The 19,336-nt window shown below is 68.0% G+C and carries 17 protein-coding genes; 7 read left to right on the top strand and 10 right to left on the bottom strand.

All coding sequences use genetic code 11. The annotated features are described in order from the left end of the window. Positions 1-12: 12 nt before the first annotated feature. On the top strand, positions 13-1,404 hold the full coding sequence (fumC, locus tag ACFOMD_RS05525) for a class II fumarate hydratase (protein ID WP_380858099.1): 1,392 nt from the start codon (positions 13-15) through the stop codon (positions 1,402-1,404). 130 nt (positions 1,405-1,534) lie between these two features. Here fumC and ACFOMD_RS05520 read toward each other — a convergent pair whose 3' ends face one another. Continuing rightward, positions 1,535-2,179 carry an HAD hydrolase-like protein gene (locus ACFOMD_RS05520; protein WP_380858096.1) on the bottom strand — a complete coding sequence of 215 codons (645 nt, stop codon included), beginning with the start codon at positions 2,177-2,179 and terminating at the stop codon, positions 1,535-1,537. Between the two features lie 124 nt (positions 2,180-2,303). Here ACFOMD_RS05520 and gmk point away from each other — a divergent pair, with 124 nt between their 5' ends. Further along, positions 2,304-2,915: a guanylate kinase gene (gene gmk, locus ACFOMD_RS05515; RefSeq protein ID WP_380859570.1), complete on the top strand. Its 612-nt coding sequence runs from the start codon at positions 2,304-2,306 to the stop codon at positions 2,913-2,915. Positions 2,916-2,976: 61 nt separating this feature from the next. Next, a complete protein-coding gene (locus ACFOMD_RS05510) occupies positions 2,977-4,449 on the top strand; it encodes a Do family serine endopeptidase (RefSeq protein WP_380858093.1) in 1,473 nt (490 codons plus the stop codon). A gap of 167 nt (positions 4,450-4,616) precedes the next feature. Here ACFOMD_RS05510 and ACFOMD_RS05505 read toward each other — a convergent pair whose 3' ends face one another. The 4 genes from ACFOMD_RS05505 to ACFOMD_RS05490 form a co-directional block, all read right to left on the bottom strand. Then, positions 4,617-5,111, bottom strand: a complete 495-nt coding sequence (locus tag ACFOMD_RS05505) for a hypothetical protein (protein WP_380858090.1) — start codon at positions 5,109-5,111, stop codon at positions 4,617-4,619. Continuing rightward, positions 5,108-7,105, bottom strand: a complete 1,998-nt coding sequence (locus tag ACFOMD_RS05500) for an acetyl-CoA carboxylase biotin carboxylase subunit (RefSeq protein WP_380858087.1) — start codon at positions 7,103-7,105, stop codon at positions 5,108-5,110. Before ACFOMD_RS05500 ends, ACFOMD_RS05505 begins: the two co-directional genes overlap by 4 nt. A 167-nt stretch (positions 7,106-7,272) precedes the next feature. Continuing rightward, positions 7,273-7,650: a VOC family protein gene (locus ACFOMD_RS05495; protein ID WP_380858084.1), complete on the bottom strand. Its 378-nt coding sequence runs from the start codon at positions 7,648-7,650 to the stop codon at positions 7,273-7,275. A gap of 37 nt (positions 7,651-7,687) precedes the next feature. Continuing rightward, a complete protein-coding gene (locus ACFOMD_RS05490; protein ID WP_380858081.1) occupies positions 7,688-8,521 on the bottom strand; it encodes a LytTR family DNA-binding domain-containing protein in 834 nt (277 codons plus the stop codon). A gap of 115 nt (positions 8,522-8,636) precedes the next feature. Between ACFOMD_RS05490 and ACFOMD_RS05485 the strand changes: the two genes are divergently transcribed. After that, a complete protein-coding gene (locus ACFOMD_RS05485) occupies positions 8,637-9,800 on the top strand; it encodes an acyltransferase family protein (RefSeq protein ID WP_380858078.1) in 1,164 nt (387 codons plus the stop codon). A 134-nt stretch (positions 9,801-9,934) separates the two neighbouring features. On the opposite strand, the gene ACFOMD_RS05480 is transcribed toward ACFOMD_RS05485, so the two are convergent. Beyond that, positions 9,935-11,461, bottom strand: coding sequence for an acyl-CoA carboxylase subunit beta (locus ACFOMD_RS05480; protein ID WP_380858075.1), 1,527 nt, complete (start codon positions 11,459-11,461; stop codon positions 9,935-9,937). A gap of 101 nt (positions 11,462-11,562) precedes the next feature. On the opposite strand from ACFOMD_RS05480, the gene ACFOMD_RS05475 reads away from it, so the two are divergent. Both ACFOMD_RS05475 and ACFOMD_RS05470 read left to right on the top strand, forming a co-directional pair. Then, positions 11,563-12,372, top strand: a complete 810-nt coding sequence (locus ACFOMD_RS05475; protein ID WP_380858072.1) for a cytochrome b/b6 domain-containing protein — start codon at positions 11,563-11,565, stop codon at positions 12,370-12,372. Continuing rightward, the gene (locus ACFOMD_RS05470) at positions 12,369-13,109 is read left to right on the top strand and encodes a molybdopterin-binding protein (protein WP_380858069.1); all 741 of its coding nucleotides are present in this window, start codon (positions 12,369-12,371) and stop codon (positions 13,107-13,109) included. The genes ACFOMD_RS05475 and ACFOMD_RS05470 overlap by 4 nt, the downstream gene beginning before the upstream one ends. Before the next feature lie 90 nt (positions 13,110-13,199). Here the strand turns inward: ACFOMD_RS05470 and ACFOMD_RS05465 are convergent, their stop codons facing one another. The 4 genes from ACFOMD_RS05465 to ACFOMD_RS05450 form a co-directional block, all read right to left on the bottom strand. Next, positions 13,200-14,162, bottom strand: a complete 963-nt coding sequence (locus ACFOMD_RS05465; RefSeq protein WP_380858066.1) for an alpha/beta fold hydrolase — start codon at positions 14,160-14,162, stop codon at positions 13,200-13,202. Then, positions 14,162-15,070 carry a glutathione S-transferase family protein gene (locus tag ACFOMD_RS05460; RefSeq protein ID WP_380858063.1) on the bottom strand — a complete coding sequence of 303 codons (909 nt, stop codon included), beginning with the start codon at positions 15,068-15,070 and terminating at the stop codon, positions 14,162-14,164. Before ACFOMD_RS05460 ends, ACFOMD_RS05465 begins: the two co-directional genes overlap by 1 nt. Positions 15,071-15,177: 107 nt before the next feature. Beyond that, positions 15,178-15,495 (bottom strand): hypothetical protein, encoded by a 318-nt coding sequence (locus ACFOMD_RS05455; protein WP_380858060.1) that lies wholly within the window; start codon positions 15,493-15,495, stop codon positions 15,178-15,180. A gap of 17 nt (positions 15,496-15,512) precedes the next feature. Further along, the gene (locus tag ACFOMD_RS05450; protein ID WP_380858057.1) at positions 15,513-16,424 is read right to left on the bottom strand and encodes an EamA family transporter; all 912 of its coding nucleotides are present in this window, start codon (positions 16,422-16,424) and stop codon (positions 15,513-15,515) included. 134 nt (positions 16,425-16,558) lie between these two features. Here ACFOMD_RS05450 and ACFOMD_RS05445 point away from each other — a divergent pair, with 134 nt between their 5' ends. Beyond that, the gene (locus ACFOMD_RS05445; RefSeq protein ID WP_380858054.1) at positions 16,559-19,249 is read left to right on the top strand and encodes an adenylate/guanylate cyclase domain-containing protein; all 2,691 of its coding nucleotides are present in this window, start codon (positions 16,559-16,561) and stop codon (positions 19,247-19,249) included. Positions 19,250-19,336 lie beyond the last annotated feature (87 nt).

Here is a 19,336-nt window from a genome sequence, read left to right as displayed (position 1 = left end):
TGGCCGGAAAAAGTGACGGGCACCCGCACCGAAACCGACAGCTTCGGCCCCATCGAGGTCGCCGACAACGCCTATTGGGGCGCACAGACCCAGCGATCGATCGAGAACTTCCCCATCGGCGGCGAGCGCATGCCGGTGCCGCTGATCCGCGCGCTCGGCGTCGTCAAGCAGGCAGCGGCGCGGGTGAACGCGCGCTCGGGCGCGCTCGGCGCCGACATCGCGCCGACGATCGAGCAGGCGGCGGGCGAGGTGGCCGCCGGCGCGCATGACGACCAGTTTCCGCTGGTGGTCTGGCAGACCGGGTCGGGCACCCAGACCAACATGAACGCCAACGAGGTGATCGCGGGGCGGGCCAACGAACTGCTCGCCGGCACGCGCGGCGGCAAGACGCCGGTGCATCCGAACGACCACGTCAACATGGCGCAATCGTCGAACGATACCTTCCCGACCGCGATGCACGTCGCGGCGGCGCGCGAGGTGGCCGACCGGCTGATCCCGGCGCTCAGGCATCTCCACGCGGCGCTCGATGCCAAGGCGAAGGCCTGGGCCGACCTCATCAAGATCGGCCGCACGCATATGCAGGACGCGACGCCGATGACGCTCGGCCAGGAGCTGTCCGGCTATGCCTGGCAGGTGAGCGACGGCATCGCGCGCGTCGAGGCGGTGCTGCCGCGGCTGCACCGGCTGGCGCAGGGTGGCACCGCGGTCGGCACCGGCATCAACGCGCCGGCGGGCTTCGGGAAGGACATCGCCGCCGAGATCGCGACGACTACCGGCCTGCCGTTCGAGACCGCGCCCAACAAGTTCGAGGCGCTGGCCAGCCACGACACGATGGTCGAGCTGTCGGGCGCGCTCAACGTGCTGGCGGTGAGCCTCAACAAGATCGCCAACGACCTGCGGCTGCTGGGCAGCGGTCCCCGCGCGGGTATCGGCGAGCTGGCGCTGCCGGAGAACGAGCCGGGCAGCTCGATCATGCCGGGGAAGGTCAATCCCACGCAGTGCGAGGCGCTGACGATGGTGGCGGCGCAGGTGATGGGCAATCACGTCGCCGTGACGGTCGGCGGCGCGCAAGGCCACCTCGAGCTCAACGTGTTCAAGCCGGTGATTGCCTACAATGTGCTGCAGTCGATCCGGCTGCTGGCGGATGCCGCTGTGTCGTTCGCCGACCGGGCGGTGGCGGGCATGGAGCCCAATCGCGACCGGCTGACCGAACTGGTCGAGCGCTCGCTGATGCTGGTGACGGCGCTCGCGCCCGAGATCGGTTACGACGCCGCCTCGAAGATCGCGCGGCATGCGCATGCCAAAGGCCTGTCGCTGCTCGAGGCGGGGCTGGAACTGGGCCTCGTCGACGAGGAGACGTTCCGGCGGGTGGTACGTCCCGAACAGATGCTCGGCGAGGCCTAGCGTTTCCGTCGTATCCTCCCCTGGAAGGGGAGGGGGACCGCCGGAGGCGGTGGTGGGGTGGAGACGGCGTGACCCCTCCACCCTGCTGCGCAGGGTCCCCCTCCCCGTGCCGGGGAGGATTATCAGCGAGCTACTGTAGGCTGCCGACGATCTCGGGCAGTTCTGCCGGCGAGGCGCACAGCACTGCCGCGCCGGCTTCTTGCAGTTCCTCGCGGCTGCCGTAGCCCCAGAGCACGCCGACGGTCGGGATGCCGTGGCGCCTGGCGGCGGTGACGTCCGAACCGCGGTCGCCGATCATCACGGCGTGCGCTGGATCGAAGCCTTCGACGTCGATCATGTGCGCGATGAGGTCGCCCTTGTCGTCGAGCCTACCCTCGAGATCGGGGCCGTAGATGCCGTCGAAGCGCGCCGACAGGTCGAAATGATCGAGGACGCGGGTGGCGAAATGCTGTGGCTTGGCGGTGCAGACCAGCAGCCGCGCGGGCCGCGCCCTCAGCACGGCGAGCGCGTCGAAGATGCCATCGTAGACCGCGGCGTCGAACAGGCCGCCGGCGCCATAATGCTCGCGGTAGGCGGCGACCGCCGCCTCGACGTCGCAGCCGTCGCCGAGCAGGCGCGGGAAGCTGTGGCGCAGCGGCGGGCCGATCACCCAGCGCAGCTCCTCGGGGGCGGGAGGTACTTGCCCGAGCGTCGTCAGGGCGTGGCGGACGGCGGCGATGATGCCGGCGGCGGGGTCGGTGAGGGTGCCGTCGAGGTCGACGAGAATCGTGTCCATGGCGCGCCTCATGGCATGGGTGAGCCGCCGCGTCAGCCTTGACCTTGGGCGTCGCGCACCGCATCACCGCGCCGTGACCGTCGACGACCCGCTCGAAACCCCGCCGCCGCCGCGCCGCGGCCTGATGTTCGTGCTCGCCTCGCCCTCGGGTGCCGGCAAGACCTCGATGGCGAAGCGAATCCTCGCCGAGGATGCCGACATTTCGCTGTCGGTTTCCGCCACCACGCGCGGGCCGCGCGTCGGCGAAAAGGACGGCGTCGACTATCATTTCATCGATGACGCGGCGTTTGACGGCCTCGTCGAATCCGGCGCGCTGCTCGAATGGGCGCATGTGTTCGGCAAGCGCTACGGCACGCCGCGCGAGCCGGTGCGCGAGGCGCTGTCGCACGGCAAGGACATATTGTTCGACATCGACTGGCAGGGCACACAGCAGCTGAAGGCGCGCGACAGCAAGGACGTGGTCAGCGTCTACATCCTGCCGCCGTCGTTGCCCGAGCTGGAGAAGCGGTTGCGTTCGCGCGGCACCGACAGCGAGCAGGTGATCACCGACCGGATGAGCCGCGCCGCCAGCGAGATCAGCCACTGGGGCGAGTATGACTATGTGCTGGTGAACGACGACTTCGATACCTGCCTCGACCAGATCAGGTCGATCCTGCGCGCCGAGCGGCTTCGCCGCAGCCGCTGCAAATCCTACCTCTCCGAATACGTCCGCGACATGCTTGCGCAGGGGCTTTGAACCGTCGCGCCCGTAACCAGATTAGACGCGCAGACGATTTGACGATCCGGAGACGACCAACGTGCTGAAGAAAGCCTGGCTGTTGCTGGTGGGCGGCGTTGCCGGCCTTGCCCTTGCCTTCACCATCGACGGGCACAGCCCGACCGCGACCGCGCAACAGGCGGCGGCACTTGCCGCGCAGGCCGCCGGGGCGCAACCCGAGCGCGCGGTGCCGGCCAACCCGGCGCAGCTGATGATGTCCTATTCGCCGGTGGCGAAGCGCGTCTCGCCCGCGGTGGTCAACATCTACACCGAGCGGGTGACGCAGCAGCGGCCCAACGCCTTCTACGACCTGTTCTTCGGACAGGGGCGCATGGCGCGGCCGCGCGTCGAGCAGTCGCTGGGCTCGGGCGTGATCGTCGAGGCAAGCGGCCTCGTCGTCACCAACAACCATGTCATCGAGGGCGCGACCGAGATCCTCGTCGCGCTTGCCGACCGCCGGCAATACAGCGCCAAGCTGCTGTTCGCCGACCCGCGCACCGATCTCGCGGTGCTGCAGATGGACATCAAGGGCGCGACCTTGCCCGTCGCGCGCCTCGGCGATTCGGATCGGGCCGAGGTCGGCGACGTCGTGCTCGCCATCGGCAATCCGTTCGGCGTCGGCCAGACGGTGACGCACGGCATCGTCTCCGCGGTGGCGCGCACCGGGGTCGGCATCTCCGACTATCAATTCTTCCTGCAGACCGACGCGCCGATCAATCCGGGCAATTCGGGCGGCGCGCTCGTCGCGATGGACGGCTCGATCGTCGGCATCAACACCGCGATCTTCTCACGCTCGGGCGGCTCGAACGGCGTCGGCTTCGCGATTCCCGCGAACATGGTGCGCAGCTTCCTGCAGCAGGCGAAGACCGGAAAGCTGGTCAGCGCCTGGATCGGCGTCGAGGGCGAGCCGGTGACGCCGGATACCGCGACGCGCGTCGGCCTCGACCGACCGATCGGCGTGCTGGTCACTGGTGTGACGGCGGGTTCCCCCGCGGCGGCGGCGGGCCTGCGCGCCGGTGACGTGATCTACGCGATCGACGGCAAGGAGGTCGGCGACCCCGGCATGCTACGCTACCGCATGGCGACGCAGACGGTCGGCGAGACGGTGACCGCGACCTTGGTGCGCGATGGTGCTGCGCGCAACGTGCCGCTGCGTCTTGCCGCGCCGCCCGAGACGCCGGCGCGCAGTCTGACGACGGTGGCTGGCAACAATCTGCTGGCGGGCGTGACGGTCGGCAATCTGTCGCCGGCGTTCGCGCAGGAACTCGGCGCGGGACTGCCCGAGCGCGGCGTGGTGGTGGTGCGCGTCGACCCCCGCGCGCCGGCGGCGCGGCTTAACTTCCTGCAGCCGGGCGACATCATCGATGCGCTCAACGGCCAGCGCGTGGCGACGGTCGGCGATGTGCAGCGGCTGGCGACCGATGGCAGCGGGCTGGTGGTGCGGCTGAGCCGCGGCGGGCGTCAGGCGGAATGCACCTTCCGGCCGCCGAGCCAGGTCTTCTGCCGGAGCTAAATCCCCTCTCCCTTGAGGGGAGAGGGAGGGGCCCAGCGAAGCTGGGAGGGTGAGGGTGATCTCCGGGCGGGCTCGATGGTGAGGTCGGCCGCAAGCCGCGGCATCACCCTCACCTTCCCACCGCTGTGCGGCGGGCCCCTTCCTCTCCCCTCAAGGGAGAGGAGAAACTAGTGCTTTTGCGCGTCCTTGGCGGCGGGCACGGCAGGCAGTGACACGACCAGTCTCTCGATCATCCGCGCGGCGCGGGCCGGGCGGCTGTCGCCGCTGACGATCAGGCGGTAGGGGCCGTCTTCGCCAAGCGGGGCGCCGTTGCACTGGGTGGCGACCAGCACCGGCGCCTTGCCGAGGCTCTTGTCGATCTCGCCCAATGAGAAGGTGACGCGGTAGCCGTCGCGGGCCATGGCGGTGACGGTGCCCGCCAGCAGCGGCCCGCGCAGCTTGTCGCCCGCCGGCGCACCGGCTTTCGCCAGCAGGTCGGCGAGCCAGACGCCGGTGCAGTCGAGCTTCTTGCCGTGGGCGTCGATGCCGGCGGTGGCGGCCGGAAGGGCTGCGAGTGCTGCGGCGTCGAACGGCTGCGGCGCGCCGAGGCCTTCGACGGTCAGCGTCGCGGCCTGCGCCGCCGCAGGCGCAGCGAGCGCGAGCAGCAGCGCCGCGCGGATCATTCGAACTCCATGATGACGGCGTCGACGGCGAGGCTTTCGCCCGCCTTGGCGCGCACCGCCTTCACCGTGGCGGTCTTCTCGGCGCGGAGGATGTTTTCCATCTTCATCGCCTCGACGATGGCGAGCGCCTGGCCGGCCTCGACTCGGTCGCCTTCCTGCGCCGAGATCGACACGACGAGGCCGGGCATCGGGCAGAGCAGGAACTTCGAGAGATCGGGCGGGATCTTCTCGATCATGTAGCCGGCGAGCTCGGCGGCGCGCGGCGTCATCACCCGCACGTCGTGGATCGCGCCACGCAGTGTCACGCGGTAGCCGACCGCGCGCCGTTCGACCTGCGCCGCGACGCGGCGGCCGTCGACGGTGGCGACGAAGCTGGCGGCGCCGGGTTTCCACGCGGTCTCGATCTCATGCTCATGGTCGCCGTGGCTGACGATGAAGCGGTCGCCCAAGGATTCGACCTTGACCGGCACCTTCTCCTTGCCGATCGCCACCACCCAATCCTCGCCATAGACGGCGCCGTGGCCGGCGAGCTGGTTGTCGATCATCGATTCCCGCTCGATGCGGATACCGTGGATCGCGGCGGCCAGCGCGATGAGGTCGTGGCGGGTCTCGTCGGAGACGGCGGCCCCGGTGAAGCCGTCGGGATATTCCTCGGCGATGAAGCCGGTGGTGATGTTGCCGCTGCGGAAGCGCGGATGCTGCATCACCGCCGACAGGAAGTCGATGTTGTGGCCGATGCCGCGCAGGACGTAATCGTCGAGCGCGCCGACCTGCTTGTCGATCGCCTCCTCGCGGGTCTTTCCGTGGGTGATGAGCTTAGCGATCATCGGATCGTAGAACATCGAGATCTCGCTGCCCTCGACGACGCCGGTATCGACGCGCACGCCATTTTCGGCGACGGGCGGCTGGTAGGCGGTGAGACGGCCGATCGACGGCAGGAAGCCGCGATAGGGGTCTTCGGCATAGACGCGCGTCTCGACGGCCCAGCCGTTCAGTTTCACGTCGTCCTGCGTGAAGGTCAGCTTCTCGCCATAGGCGACGCGGATCATCTGTTCGACGAGGTCGAGGCCGGTGATCGCCTCGGTGACCGGATGCTCCACCTGCAGGCGGGTGTTCATCTCGAGGAAGTAGAAGCCCTGGCCGGTGGTGTCGGTGCCCGACACGATCAGCTCGACGGTGCCGGCGCTGTAATAGCCCACGGCGGCGGCGAGGCGAACCGCCTGCTCGCCCATGTTCTTGCGCATCGCGGGCGTGACGAAGGGCGACGGCGCCTCCTCGACGACCTTCTGGTGACGGCGCTGAATCGAGCATTCGCGCTCGCCCAGATAGACGATGTTGCCGTGCTTATCGCCAAGCACCTGGATTTCGATGTGGCGCGGCTGCTCGACGAACTTCTCGATGAACACGCGGTCGTCGCCGAAGCTGGCGAGGCCTTCGCGCTTGGTCGCCTCGAAGCCTTCGCGAACGTCGGCTTCGGAGAAGGCGAGGCGCATGCCCTTGCCGCCGCCGTCGGCCGAGGCCTTCATCATCACCGGATAGCCGATGTCGTTGGCGATGCGGACGGCATGCTCGGTATCGTCGATCTCGCCGACATAGCCGGGGACGACGTTGACGCCGGCCTGCTTGGCCAGCTTCTTCGACTCGATCTTGTCGCCCATCGCGGCGATCGCGTTCGGCGGCGGGCCGATGAAGGCGATATTCTCTTCGGCCAGGCGCTTGGCGAACCATTCACGTTCGGAGAGAAAGCCATAGCCGGGGTGAACTGCTTCGGCGCCCGTCGCCTTGCACGCCGCGATGATCGCTTCGCCGAGCAGGTAGCTTTCGGCGGCGGGCGGGGGCCCCAAGCGGACGGCCTCGTCGGCCATCTGCACGTGCAGCGCCGCGGCGTCGGCATCGGAGTAGACCGCCACCGTCTGGATGCCCATGCGGCGGGCGGTCTTGATGACGCGGCAGGCGATCTCGCCCCGGTTGGCGATCAGGATCTTCTTGAACATCGTCGCAACGACCCTCCCTCAGGTCGCGCCCCTTCAAGCGGGCGGGGGCGGGTACGTCAAGCAATTGCGGACGCGGTTTCGACCGGCGGGTAGGGCAGGCTCCGCTTTTTGACGGGGCGCAACTTTCGTTCGCGCATCAAGGTGGACGCGATTCAAAGCTTGCGCGGCTATTCGGCCGCGAACGTCAGCGCCTCGACCTTGTTGCCGTCGGGATCGCGCAGGAAAGCGCCGAAGTAGTTCGCGTCATAGTCGGGGCGAACGCCGGGCTCGCCGGCATCACTTCCACCATTGGCGAGCCCGAGCCGATGGAACTCGCGCACCGCCGCCCGGTCGCGCGCCTGAAACGCGACATGGACGCCATTGCCGACCGACGCCGGATGGCCGTCGACCGGTGTCTCGACGCTAAACTGGATGTCGCCCGAGCCATAGTCGAGCGCGGTATCGCCCGCGGCCAGCAGCGGCATGCCGAGCAGCGCCATCAGCGGATCGTAGAAGGACCGCGCCCGGGCGATATCGTTCGAGCCGACGGAGACATGGTGGATCATGGCGTCGAAACCGGCCGATCGTCGCGGCGGTTCCGTGCTAGCCGTCGAGCGTGCTGCGGTAGCGGCGGCTGCCGGCAACGCGGGTGCCGTCGGCGAGGATGGCCTCGAAATCGCCCGAGGCGTTGGTTTCGATCGAGCGCACCGCGTCGCGCCGCACCAGCCGTGAGCGGTGGATGCGGACGAAGCCGTGCGGTGCCAGCTCCTGTTCGAGCGCGGCGAGTGTGATGCGGTGAAGCAGCGGGCCGGTTTCGGTGTGCAGCTCGACATAATTGCCGGCGGCTTCGGCCCAGCGGAGATCGGCGGGGGCGAGCCAGAGGGTGCGGCTGCCGTCGCGGACTTCGAGGCGGGTGGGTTCGGGGGCGGGCGTTGCCGCCACCGGCGTTTCGTCGGCGCGGTGCGCGAGCCAATGGATGACCGCCAGCGTCAGCGCGAGCGTCACATAGTCGACGGCATCCTTGCGCCACTCATAGAGCAGGATGGCCTGCACGCTGTCCGACGGGCGGTAGGGTGAGCCCATCGCCGCGTGGATGATCTGGCGCAGCCCCATCATGATGCCGACGTGGAGCAGCGATACGGGCAAGGTCATCAGCAGGTGCGTGGCGACGGTCGCCCGCCACGACAGCCACGGCGGGCGCAGGCGAAGAACGGCGACGGCGATCAGGGGCAGTACGGCCAGCCAGCCGACGACACTGGTCGCCTCCCAAGTCCACGGCATCCAGTCGGGAACGTCGCTGCCTTCGCGCGCGAGTTCGTCGATCAGGCTCGATGAATTGACGATCAGGTGAACGATCATGAAGCCGGCGATGATCGCCAAACCGATCAGCCAGACGCGGGGCGCGCCGCCGCTCATCCCGCGCCACCCGCCGTTCATCACTGGCCCGTCCGCCGACATCCCATGCCTGCCGCCACTCGCCCCTCTCGCCTCGTCATCCGGCGCGTGCCACGATTAGCCATCGCCGTGTCGGCTGCAAGGGATGAGGCGGAACATGGAACGGCATTACGGGCTCGACTGGCTGCGCATCGGCGCGTTCGGGCTGCTGATCTTCTATCATATCGGCATGTTCTTCGTGCCGTGGGACTGGCACGTAAAGACAGCCGAGCCGATGGACTGGGTGCAGATCCCGATGCTCGCCACCAACGCCTGGCGGCTGGCGCTGCTGTTCCTCGTCTCGGGCGTCGCGTCGCGCTTCCTGCTCGACAAGATGGCGGCGCCGGGCCGCTTCGCCTGGCAGCGATCGGGCCGTCTGCTGATCCCGCTCGCCGCCGGCATCATCCTGTTCGTGGCGCCGCAGCCCTGGGCGGAGATGCAGGCGAAGTTCGGTTACCGCCAAGACTTCTGGCATTTCTGGACGCACGACTATTTCACCTTCCGTATGGTCGGCGACGGCATCGCGCTGCCGACCTACAACCACCTATGGTTCGTCGCTTATCTGTGGCTCTACACGATCGTGCTGGCGCTGTTCGCGGCGCTGTTGCCGGCGGGCGCGAAGGCGGCGCTGCAGCGCGGGTTCGAGCGGCTGTTCAGCGGGGCGCGGCTGCTGTGGCTGCCGATCCTGCTGCTGTGGCTGGCGCGGGTGACGCTCTACCCGATCTTCGGCGATACCCATGCGCTGGTCGACGATTGGTATAATCACGTCGTTTACGGCGGGCTGTTCCTGTTCGGCGTGGGGTTGGCGAAGAGCGAGGCGCCGTGGCGGGCGATCGCGGCGCTGTGGAAGCCGGCGGCGCTGTTCGCGGTGGTGGGTTACTTCGCGATCGTCGCCTACGAGCTTTACTACGGCGACGGTGACGCGACCGAGCCGGGGCTGACGCTCGTCCGCCTGCTGCGCGCCGCGCATATGTGGGGCGCGATCGTCGGGCTGCTGGCGCTGGCGCAGCTCCGCCTCAACCGCGACGCGCCGATCCGGCGCTATCTGACCGAGGCGGTATTTCCCTATTACATCGCGCACCAGACGATCATCGTCGTCGTCGGCCACGCGCTGACGCCCTATCGCCTGAACCCCGGCACGGAGTTCGCGATCATCCTGGCGGCGACGGTGGCGGGGTGCTGGGCGACATATGCGGTGGCGCGGCGGGTGCCGATGCTGGGGCTGCTGCTCGGGTTGAAGTGGAAGGGGTCGGCGGCCAAGCCCGCGGCGGCTGCTGACTGACCTAGTCCGTCATCCCCGCGAAGGCGGGGACCCAGTACGCAGCAAAAGGCGCTCGCGGTAGCGAGCAGGTTGTTCGCCTGGACTGGGTCCCCGCCTTCGCGGGGATGACGTCAAAGGGATGGGTTGCAGCGCGACTACAACGGAATGTTGTCGTGCTTCTTCCAGGGGTTCTCGAGGCTCTTCGTCCGCAGCTTCCGCAGGCCGATGGCGATGCGGCGGCGGGTGGAATGCGGCATGATCACCTCGTCGACGAAGCCCTTCGAGGCGGCGACGAACGGGTTGGCGAAGCGGCGCTCATACTCGGCGGTGCGCTCGGCGATCTCTTCGGGGCTCTTGCCGCGGAAGATGATCTCCACCGCGCCCTTGGCGCCCATCACCGCGATCTCGGCGGTCGGCCACGCGTAGTTGAGGTCGCCGCGCAGGTGCTTCGACGCCATGACGTCGTAGGCGCCGCCATAGGCCTTACGGGTGATGACGGTGATCTTCGGCACGGTCGCCTCGGCATAGGCGAACAGCAGCTTGGCGCCGTTCTTGATGATGCCGTTGTGCTCCTGCGCGACGCCGGGGAGGAAGCCCGGCACGTCGACGAAGGTGACGATCGGAATGTTGAAGGCGTCGCAGAAGCGCACGAAGCGCCCGGCCTTCTTCGACGAGGCGATGTCGAGCACGCCCGCCAGCACCATCGGCTGGTTGGCGACGATGCCGACGGTCGAGCCCTCGATGCGCGCGAAGCCGATGATGATGTTGGCGGCGTGGCTCGGCTGAAGCTCGAAGAACTCGCCCTCGTCGGCGACCTTCCGGATCAGCTCGTGCATGTCGTAGGGCTTGTTCGCCGACGGCGGCACGAGGGTGTCGAGGCTGTGCTCGATCCGCTCCGGGTCGTCATGCGTCGGGCGGAACGGCGTCGCCTGCTTGTTGTTCAGCGGCAGGAAGTCGAAGAACTGGCGGGTGCGCATCAGCGCCTCGACGTCGTCTTCCAGCGCCAGGTCGGCGACGCCCGACTTGGTGGTGTGGGTGACGGCGCCGCCCAGCTCTTCCTGGGTGACGATCTCGTTGGTCACCGTCTTCACCACGTCGGGGCCGGTGACGAACATGTAGGACGAGTCCTTCACCATGAAGATGAAGTCGGTCATCGCCGGCGAATAGACCGCGCCGCCCGCGCACGGCCCCATGATGAGGCTGATCTGCGGGACGACGCCGGAGGCGAGCACGTTGCGCTGGAACACCTCGGCATAGCCGCCGAGCGACGCCACGCCTTCCTGGATGCGGGCGCCGCCCGAATCGTTGAGGCCGATGACCGGCGCGCCGACCTTCATCGCCATGTCCATGATCTTGCAGATCTTCTGCGCATGCCGCTCGGAGAGCGAGCCGCCGAACACGGTGAAGTCCTGGCTGAACACGAAGACGAGGCGGCCGTTGATGGTGCCTGAGCCGGTGACGACGCCGTCGCCCGGGATCTTGGTCGCCTCCATGCCGAAGTCGACGCAATTGTGCTCGACGTACATGTCGAGCTCCTCGAAGGAGCCGGGGTCGAGCAGCACTTCGAGCCGCTCGCGCGCGGTGAGGCGGCCCTTGGCATGCTGCGCGTCGATGCGCTTCTGCCCGCCGCCCATGCGCGCGGCTTCGCGCTTCGCCTCAAGCTGCTCAATCACTTTCAGCATCCGACCCTCCCATGGATGGAGAGCCGCTTAGCAGGCGTCCGGCGCGCCTGTCACCCCGTGACGGTTGTGAGCCTGACGCGGCTTCATGCTATGGCACGGCGATGTCGGAGGATCAGGGTACCGTCTATCGTCACCGGCTGCCGACGCGGCTGTGGCACTGGCTGAATGCGGTGGCGGTCTTCTGCCTGCTGATGAGCGGGCTGATGATCTTCAACGCGCACCCGATGCTTTACTGGGGACAGTATGGCGCCAACGCCGATACCCCGGCCTTGAAGATCGGGTCGGACGGCAAGCGCGGCTATCTGCGGATCGGCGGCTGGGAGGTGACGACCACCGGCGTGCTTGGCCTCTCGCGCGGGCAGGACGGGCGGCTGCAGCGGCTCGCCTTCCCGCACTGGGCAACGATCCCCAGCAATTACAATCTCGCCGATGGGCGGCGCTGGCACATCCTGTTTGCCTGGGTGCTCACGGTGGCGGGCATCGCCTATCTCGCGGTAAGCTTGGCCAACGGCCATGTGCGGCGCGACCTGCTGCCTCGGCGCGACGAGCTGCGGCCACGGCATCTGGCGCGCGAGATCGCCGACCATGCGCGGCTGCGCTTCCCGAAAGGCGAGGCGGCGGCGCGCTACAACAGCCTGCAGAAGCTGAGCTATGTCGGAGTGATCTTCGGGCTGCTGCCGCTCGCCATCCTGACGGGGTGGACGATGTCGCCGGGGCTCAATGCGGCGTGGCCGTGGCTGGTCGACCTGTTCGGCGGGCGGCAGTCGGCGCGGACGATCCATTTCATCGCGGCGACATTGATCACGCTGTTCATCGCCGTGCATCTGGCGATGGTGCTGCTGGCGGGGCCGGTAAACGAGGTACGCTCGATGATCACCGGGCGCTTCCGGCTGCCGAAGGAGCGGTCATGATCTCGCGGCGCGGGCTCCTGATCGGTGGCGGGCTGATCCTTTCGGGGTGCGATCACGTGAACGAGTCGCCGGCGTTCCGCGAGCTGCTGTTCGGCACCGAGAAGCTGACGATGGCGGGGCAGCGGCTGGTCACCGACCGCCATGCGCTGGCGCGCGAGTTCGGCGCTGCCGACCTGTCGCCGGTGTTCCGCGCCAATGGCACGATGCGGCCGGGAAGCGACCTCTACCGCCGCCTCGTCGACGGCAATTTCGCGGACTACCGTCTGCGCATCGACGGGCTGGTGCGGCGGCCGATGGCGCTGTCGCTCGACCAGCTGCGACGCGCGCCGGCGCGCACGCAGATCACCCGTCATGATTGCGTCGAGGGGTGGAGCGCGATCGGCAAGTGGACGGGGGCGCGGCTCGCGCCTTTGTTGAATAGCGCGGGGCTGCTGCCGGCGGCGCGCTACCTCGTCTTCCACTGCGCCGACGATTTCAGCGGCACGCCCTATTATGAGAGCGTGGACCTGATCGACGCGCTGCATCCGCAGACCATCCTCGCTTATGCGATGAACGATGCGCAGCTCCCCGTCGCCAACGGCGCGCCGCTGCGGCTGCGGGTCGAGCGGCAGCTCGGGTACAAGCATGCGAAATATGTGATGCGCATCGAGGCAGTGGACCGGCTTGACCGCATCGGGCTCGGCAAGGGCGGCTTCTGGGAAGATCGCGCCGGGTATGAGTGGTATGCGGGGATTTGAACGCCTCCACCGTCATACCGGCGAAAGCCGGTATCCAGACCAGCCGTTCGACTGGATACCGGCTTTCGCCGGTATGACGGGTTGGAGTGGTTAGAGGCTCTTCAGCCAATCCAGCAGTAGCTTCGTCACCTCCTCCGGCCGCTCCTGCTGCGTCCAGTGACCGCAACCCTCAAGCATATGCGCGCCGCGAAGATTGGGGACGTGGCGGCGCATCACCTCGATCGGGTCGCTGCGGCCGATCATGCTGAAGGCGAGGTCGCGCGTGCCGCCGATGAACAGCGCCGGCTGCTCGATCTTTCGGTCCTTGTAGGCGGTGAGAAATTCCCAGTCGCGACGGTGATTGCGGTAGCGGTTGAGCGGGCCGCGGAAGCCCGAGTGGTTGAACTCGGCGGCGTAATAGTCGAGGTCGGCCTCCGACAGCCACGGCAGCGGCATGGCGCAATCGGCGAGGCCGTCGAGCATCGTCGCGTCAGCGGTCTTGTCGGCGGGCCAGCTGCCTTCGAGGACATCGCCCGACAGCGCATAGATGAACTGGCGCAGGAAGCGGCGCGGGTCGGCCTCGGCCTCGGCTTCGGCGACGCCTTCGGCCTGGAAATAGGCTTGGTAGAAGAAGCGGTTCTTCTGGGTGAAGGCAAGGTCGAACAGTTCGGCGAACGGGCGCGGCGACACGCCCTGATAGGGGATCGACAGCGCCGCGACGGCGCGGAAGCGATCGGGGCGGATCAGCGCCGAGTTCCACACGATCGGCGCCCCCCAGTCATGGCCGATCAGGATCGCGGGCGCACCCGGCGACAGCGCGTCGGCGACGCCGACGTTGTCGGCGATCAGCCGCTCCATCGCATAGGCGTCGACGGCGTGCGGCTTGTCGGAACCGCCATAGCCGCGCACGTCAATCGCGCAGGCGGTGAAGCCGGCGGCAGCAATCGCGCCGATCTGGTGGCGCCACGAATACCAGCTTTCGGGAAAGCCATGGACCATCAGCACCAGCGGGCCGCTGCCCTCGACCATGGCGCGTAGCCGCACCTCGCCGGCGTCGATGATGCGCTCCTCCATCAGCCGCGCACCACGAAGCCGAGGCGCGGGGTGTGCACGACGACGGTGCCGACGCGCGGGTCTTCGCGGCGCAGCGACATATGGTGCGGCGACGATCCGACCAGAACGCCGCGGATCGGATCGCGGCCATAATCCTCGGCGGAGACGGTGACCTCCTTGCCCGCAAGTGCGGCGTCCTGCTCCGCAACTTCGCTGCCAATCGGCGTCGCATCGCGTGCGATGTCGAGCGCCTGTTCGGGCGTCGCGCTCGACCGCTCGCCATGGCCAACGCCAGCGACGCGCGACAGCCAGCCGGCGATCAGCGGATCGGCCTCGAAGCCGGCGGCAGCGGGCGGGAATGCGGAGCGGATGAACCACAGGTTGTAATAGGCGCTGGCGTCGGCGAGGCCGGGCTGCGCGCCGGTCAGGAACTTACGGCCGTCGCCCAACTGTTCGGCGATCAACGCCACCTGCGCCGCCAGCTGCGCCGTCATGTGCGGCACCGCCGCCTTCATCGCCACCACATCGAACGGCCGCCCGCTCAGCGCCTCGCGGTCGCGGATGAAGGCCTCCGGCACCTTGTCGCCGAGACCGCCGAAGATGATCGCCACCGCCGCCTGGAACATCGTCCGGTCGGTCCACAAGGCCAGCGCCGCGCCGAGCCCGCGGTCGCCCGCCGGGAAGAGCGTCGGCTCCGGAAAGCGCCGTTCGAGCTCGCGCACGATCAGCACGCTGTCGAGCCAGATGTCGGCGCCGATCTGCATGACCGGGATGCGCCGGTAGCCGCCGGTCAGCGGCAGCAGATCGGGCTTGGGCATGATCACTGGCTGGTCGACCGCGCGCCACGCGAGCCCCTTGATGCCGAGGCAGACGCGCACCTTCTCGGAGAAGGGCGAGGTGTCGTACTGGTGGAGGAGGATGTCGGTCATGGGCGCAGTGTAGCGGTGCGCCGTGGCCATGCGAGCGCTCTACTCTGCTAGCCCCATAATTGAAGCCAAGCTTCGTTCCCGACTTTCCTAGGCTGATGCTGCAACTTTTAGCGAGTTAGATCTGCGCGGATCGCTTCCGCCAAAGGGCTCTCCAGGCGGCCCACCAACTCTAAGATCGCGTCGATGCGACTATCGGTCAGCCGCTCATCTGCCTTAGTCAGGGCCATCATATATCCCGCGAGATAGTGAATAGAATTGTTTATGCGGCTCCTCTCTTCGGCGGACGTATCGGGATCACGCGCCATAATGGTGAAGCCGTGGATTGCAGAAGCAATGTAGCGGAGCAGTCGCCAAGGTTCAGCAGCGCCGAGTTCGCTTCTCATATCGATCATGCGCCGAGCATGCCCTGTTTCGGTATCTGCCATCTAACCCTTCGCTCAGGCTAACCCGCCATAGGCGTCCGCCCCGCTGCGCGCATCGCCGCGATCCTTGCCCACAGCACGTTGATCGCCAGCCCCGCCAGGATCAACCCGCCCGCCGCGAGCTTCCACAGCGGCAGGTCTTCGCCCAGCCACCACGCGGACGCGGCCATGCCGAATACCGGCACCAGCAGCGACATCGGCGCGACCGTTGCCGCCGGGTAGCGGGCCAGCAGCCAGCCCCAGGCGGCGTAGCCGAACAGGCTGTTGCCGACCGACTGCCAGAGCACGACGCCCCAGGTGACGGCGTCGGCGTTGGCGAGGCCGGCGGAGATGGCCGCTGAGCCTTCGAAGATCAGCGACAGCGCGAGGAGCGGCGGCACGGCGAAGACGCTCGACCAGACGACATAGGCGAGCATGTTGGCCTTGGGATTGGCGCGCGCGACAGTGTTGCCGCCGGCCCAGCTCAGCGCCGCCAGGAGCACCAGCGCGAGGCCGAGCGGGGTCGCGTCGCTGTCGGCGCGGGCGGCGATCAGCGCGACGCCGCTGGCCGCCAAGGCGACGGCGAACCACTGCACCGGCTGCACCTTCTCGCCGGTGGCGCGCATGGAGAGGGCGATGGTGAAGAAGACCTGTGACTGAACGACCAGCGAGGCGAGGCCGGGGGAGATGTTGCCGCTCATCGCGATGAACAGCAGCCCGAACTGCCCGGCGCCGATCAGTACGCCATAGGCGGCGAGGCGGCGCCACGGCACATCAGGGCGGCGGATGAACAGCGCGGCGGGCAGGAAGGCGAGCGCGAAGCGCAGGGTCGCGAACAGCAGCGGCGGCAGATCATCGAGCCCCAGCCGGATCACCACGAAGTTGGTGCCCCACACCGCGGTGATCGCGATGGCGAGCAGCGCGTGCGGCCAGGAGAGCGACGTGATCGGCATGACGCCGCTTTGGCGGGCGGCGAGGCCGGCGCGCAACCGCTTTCTTCACCCATATCGGGCCATGTCGTTGATTTGCCGGGTGGCGCCGACCGGCACGGGCGGTAAACTCCGGCGCAGGGTGGGATTTGCGTGACATGGCTTCGGTCGAACTGACGAGGGATGCCGCACCGGCGGCGGGCGATTCGGGTCGCGCGCTGTTCTGGCGCATGGTCGTCGTCTACCACCTCGCCTCGCTGGCGGCGGTGGTGGTGACTCTGCTGCTGGTGTTCCTCGGGCTCGAGTTCACCGGCTGGCAGTGGGCCTGCATGTTCATCATGCTGGCGCCCGGCATCGCTTTCTACACCTCGCTCGATGTGGTGGTGATCCGGCGGCACCTGAAGCCGATCGGCGATGCGCTGGCCTATGTGGATCGCGGCGAGACGCCCCCGGGGCTGATAGCGATCGACGGCGTCGTCCGGGCGCTCAACCTGCCCTTCATGTCGGCGCTGCGCGTGACCCTGCTGCACGGGCCGGCGGCGACCTTCGCGGCGTCGATGGCGCTGGTGCTGTCGAACCTCGTGCTCGACGGCAATTTCGCGCTCTGGCAGATCGTCACCTTCGCCGCGACGGTACTGTTCTTCGCCTCGCCGACGCACGCGATCTTCGAATATTTCGTGGTCAGCCGCGACGTCGAGCCGATCATCGGCCGGCTGACCCGCGCGGCCGGCGGCGCGATCCCGGCGGCGGAGCAGCACCGGCTGATCGCGGTGCGGCTGAAGACCAAGCTGCTGTATCTGGCGATCTTCGTCACTTCGCTGCCGCTGCTGTTCTTCGCCGCCTCCTTCCTGTTCAAGCTCGACCGGCTGCTGATCTCGCGCGGCGTCACCGTCGACGCGGCGGGGATGATGCCGCTCTATGTGTGGATCGGCGGCGTCATGCTGCTGTGCATGGCAGGGTCGGTGATCATGGCGGTGCTGACCGCCAACGAGGTGTCGCGGTCGGCGGCGCGGATGATCGACGCGATGCGCGAGGTCGAGGGCGGGCGGCTCGACGAGGCGCAGCTCGACGTCATCTCGACCGACGAATATGCCGACCTCTATCGGGGGTTCAGTTTGATGCTTGCGTCGCTGCGCGAGGAGCAGCGCATCCTCGAGATCAGCCACGACCTCGTCGGCGAGCTGAAGCTCGACCTGCTGATCGCGCGGATCATGAAGGCGACCGCCGAGCTATTGGGCGCCGAGCGATCGACCTTGTTCGTGCACGACGCGAAGAACGACGAGCTGTTCTCGGTCTATGCCGCCGGGGTCGAGATGCGTGAGATTCGCATCCCTTCGACGCAGGGTATCGCCGGGTCGGTGTTCGCCAGCGGCGCGTCCGAAAATATCGACGACCCCTATGCCGATCCGCGCTTCAGCCCGGAAGTCGACCGGCAGACGGGCTTTCGCACCGAGAGCATCCTCTGCGTGCCGATCAGCAACAAGGCGGGGGTGCGCATCGGCGTCGCGCAAGTGCTCAACAAGCGCGGCGGCGCCTTCACCTCGAGGGACGAGGCCAGGCTGCGCGCCTTTTCGGCGCAGATCGCCGTGTGCCTTGAGAATGCGCAGCTGTTCGACGACGTGCTGTCGATGAAGAACTACAATGAGAGCATCCTGAAAAGTACCTCGAACGGCATCGTCACGCTCGACGCCGATGGGCGGATCGTCACCGCCAACGATGCGGCGCTGGCCGTGCTGGCGGCGCAGCGCGACGGGCTGGTGGGCGCGCCCGCCAACGACGTATTCGCGGGGGTGAACCGCTGGGTGGCGGAGCGCCTCGAGAAGACGCAGGCGACGGGCGAGACCTCGCTGGCGGTCGATGCGCAGATCGAGCGGACGGCCGGCGGCACCGCCTCGGTCAACCTCACCGCCATGCCGCTGATCGATGCCGCCGAGCAGCGGATCGGCTCGATGCTGGTGCTGGAGGACATCACCAGCGAGAAGCGCGTGCGCTCGACGATGGCGCGCTACATGTCGAAGGAGGTCGCCGACCAGTTGCTCGCCGGCGGCGAGTCCGAGCTGGGCGGCAAGGACCAGAAGGTGTCGGTGATGTTCTCCGACGTGCGGAGCTTCACCACGATCTCCGAAGCGCTCGGCGCGCGCGACACGGTGACGATGCTCAACGAGTATTTCACCGAGATGGTCGACGTGATCTTCCAGCACGGCGGCATCCTCGACAAATATATCGGCGACGCGATCATGGCGCTGTTCGGCGCGCCGTTTAACGGCCCGCAGGACGCCGACAACGCGCTCGCCGTCGCCAACCAGATGATGGTGAAGCTGGCCGAGCTGAACGAGCGGCGTGCCGTGGTCGGACGGGCCGCGATCGACATCGGCATCGGCATTTCGACGGGCGAGGTGATCGTCGGCAACATCGGCTCGGCGAAGCGCATGGAATACACCGTCATCGGCGACAATGTGAACCTCGCCTCGCGGCTGGAGGGCGCCACCAAGCAATATGGCGTGAAGATATTGCTGTCCGAATCGACAGTGCGCGAGCTGACGCAGCCGGCGCTGCTGCGCGAGATCGACGTTATCCGGGTGAAGGGCAAGGACCGGCCGGTGGCGGTGTATGAATCGCTCGGTTTCCGCGACGAGGCAGCGATCGGCGACCTGCTCGGTGAGTATGGCGCGGGGCTCGCGGCGTATCGGGCGCGCGACTGGAAAGCGGCAGCGAAGCGGTTCGAGGCGGCGCTGAAGCTGATGCCGGGCGACCGGCCCTCGGCGATGTATCTCGACCGCGCTCGCGCCTATGCCGCGGCGCCGCCCGCCCCCGACTGGGACGGCGTCTGGACGCTGACGAGCAAATAGCGCCGTATTTCGTGGCGACCCCGGAATGAGGTAGATTGGCACTGCCGCGACCAGCTTGCGCGCACGACGCAGGCCTGCGGCGAGGGG

It is taken from the genome of Sphingoaurantiacus capsulatus, assembly GCF_042648405.1.
Lineage (GTDB): Bacteria > Pseudomonadota > Alphaproteobacteria > Sphingomonadales > Sphingomonadaceae > Sphingoaurantiacus > Sphingoaurantiacus capsulatus.
This window is presented reverse-complemented; position numbering and strand designations above follow the sequence as displayed.

Bases quoted from the DNA above. Each gene is read 5' to 3' on its own strand.
- ACFOMD_RS05520 (WP_380858096.1), bottom strand. From the start codon at position 2,179: ATGGACACGATTCTCGTCGACCTCGACGGCACCCTCACCGACCCCGCC.
- gmk (WP_380859570.1), top strand. From the start codon at position 2,304: ATGTTCGTGCTCGCCTCGCCCTCGGGTGCCGGCAAGACCTCGATGGCG.
- ACFOMD_RS05505 (WP_380858090.1), bottom strand. From the start codon at position 5,111: ATGATCCGCGCGGCGCTGCTGCTCGCGCTCGCTGCGCCTGCGGCGGCG.
- ACFOMD_RS05500 (WP_380858087.1), bottom strand. From the start codon at position 7,105: ATGTTCAAGAAGATCCTGATCGCCAACCGGGGCGAGATCGCCTGCCGC.
- ACFOMD_RS05495 (WP_380858084.1), bottom strand. From the start codon at position 7,650: ATGATCCACCATGTCTCCGTCGGCTCGAACGATATCGCCCGGGCGCGG.
- ACFOMD_RS05490 (WP_380858081.1), bottom strand. From the start codon at position 8,521: ATGAACGGCGGGTGGCGCGGGATGAGCGGCGGCGCGCCCCGCGTCTGG.
- ACFOMD_RS05485 (WP_380858078.1), top strand. From the start codon at position 8,637: ATGGAACGGCATTACGGGCTCGACTGGCTGCGCATCGGCGCGTTCGGG.
- ACFOMD_RS05480 (WP_380858075.1), bottom strand. From the start codon at position 11,461: ATGCTGAAAGTGATTGAGCAGCTTGAGGCGAAGCGCGAAGCCGCGCGC.
- ACFOMD_RS05475 (WP_380858072.1), top strand. From the start codon at position 11,563: ATGTCGGAGGATCAGGGTACCGTCTATCGTCACCGGCTGCCGACGCGG.
- ACFOMD_RS05470 (WP_380858069.1), top strand. From the start codon at position 12,369: ATGATCTCGCGGCGCGGGCTCCTGATCGGTGGCGGGCTGATCCTTTCG.
- ACFOMD_RS05465 (WP_380858066.1), bottom strand. From the start codon at position 14,162: ATGGAGGAGCGCATCATCGACGCCGGCGAGGTGCGGCTACGCGCCATG.
- ACFOMD_RS05460 (WP_380858063.1), bottom strand. From the start codon at position 15,070: ATGACCGACATCCTCCTCCACCAGTACGACACCTCGCCCTTCTCCGAG.
- ACFOMD_RS05455 (WP_380858060.1), bottom strand. From the start codon at position 15,495: ATGGCAGATACCGAAACAGGGCATGCTCGGCGCATGATCGATATGAGA.
- ACFOMD_RS05450 (WP_380858057.1), bottom strand. From the start codon at position 16,424: ATGCCGATCACGTCGCTCTCCTGGCCGCACGCGCTGCTCGCCATCGCG.
- ACFOMD_RS05445 (WP_380858054.1), top strand. From the start codon at position 16,559: ATGGCTTCGGTCGAACTGACGAGGGATGCCGCACCGGCGGCGGGCGAT.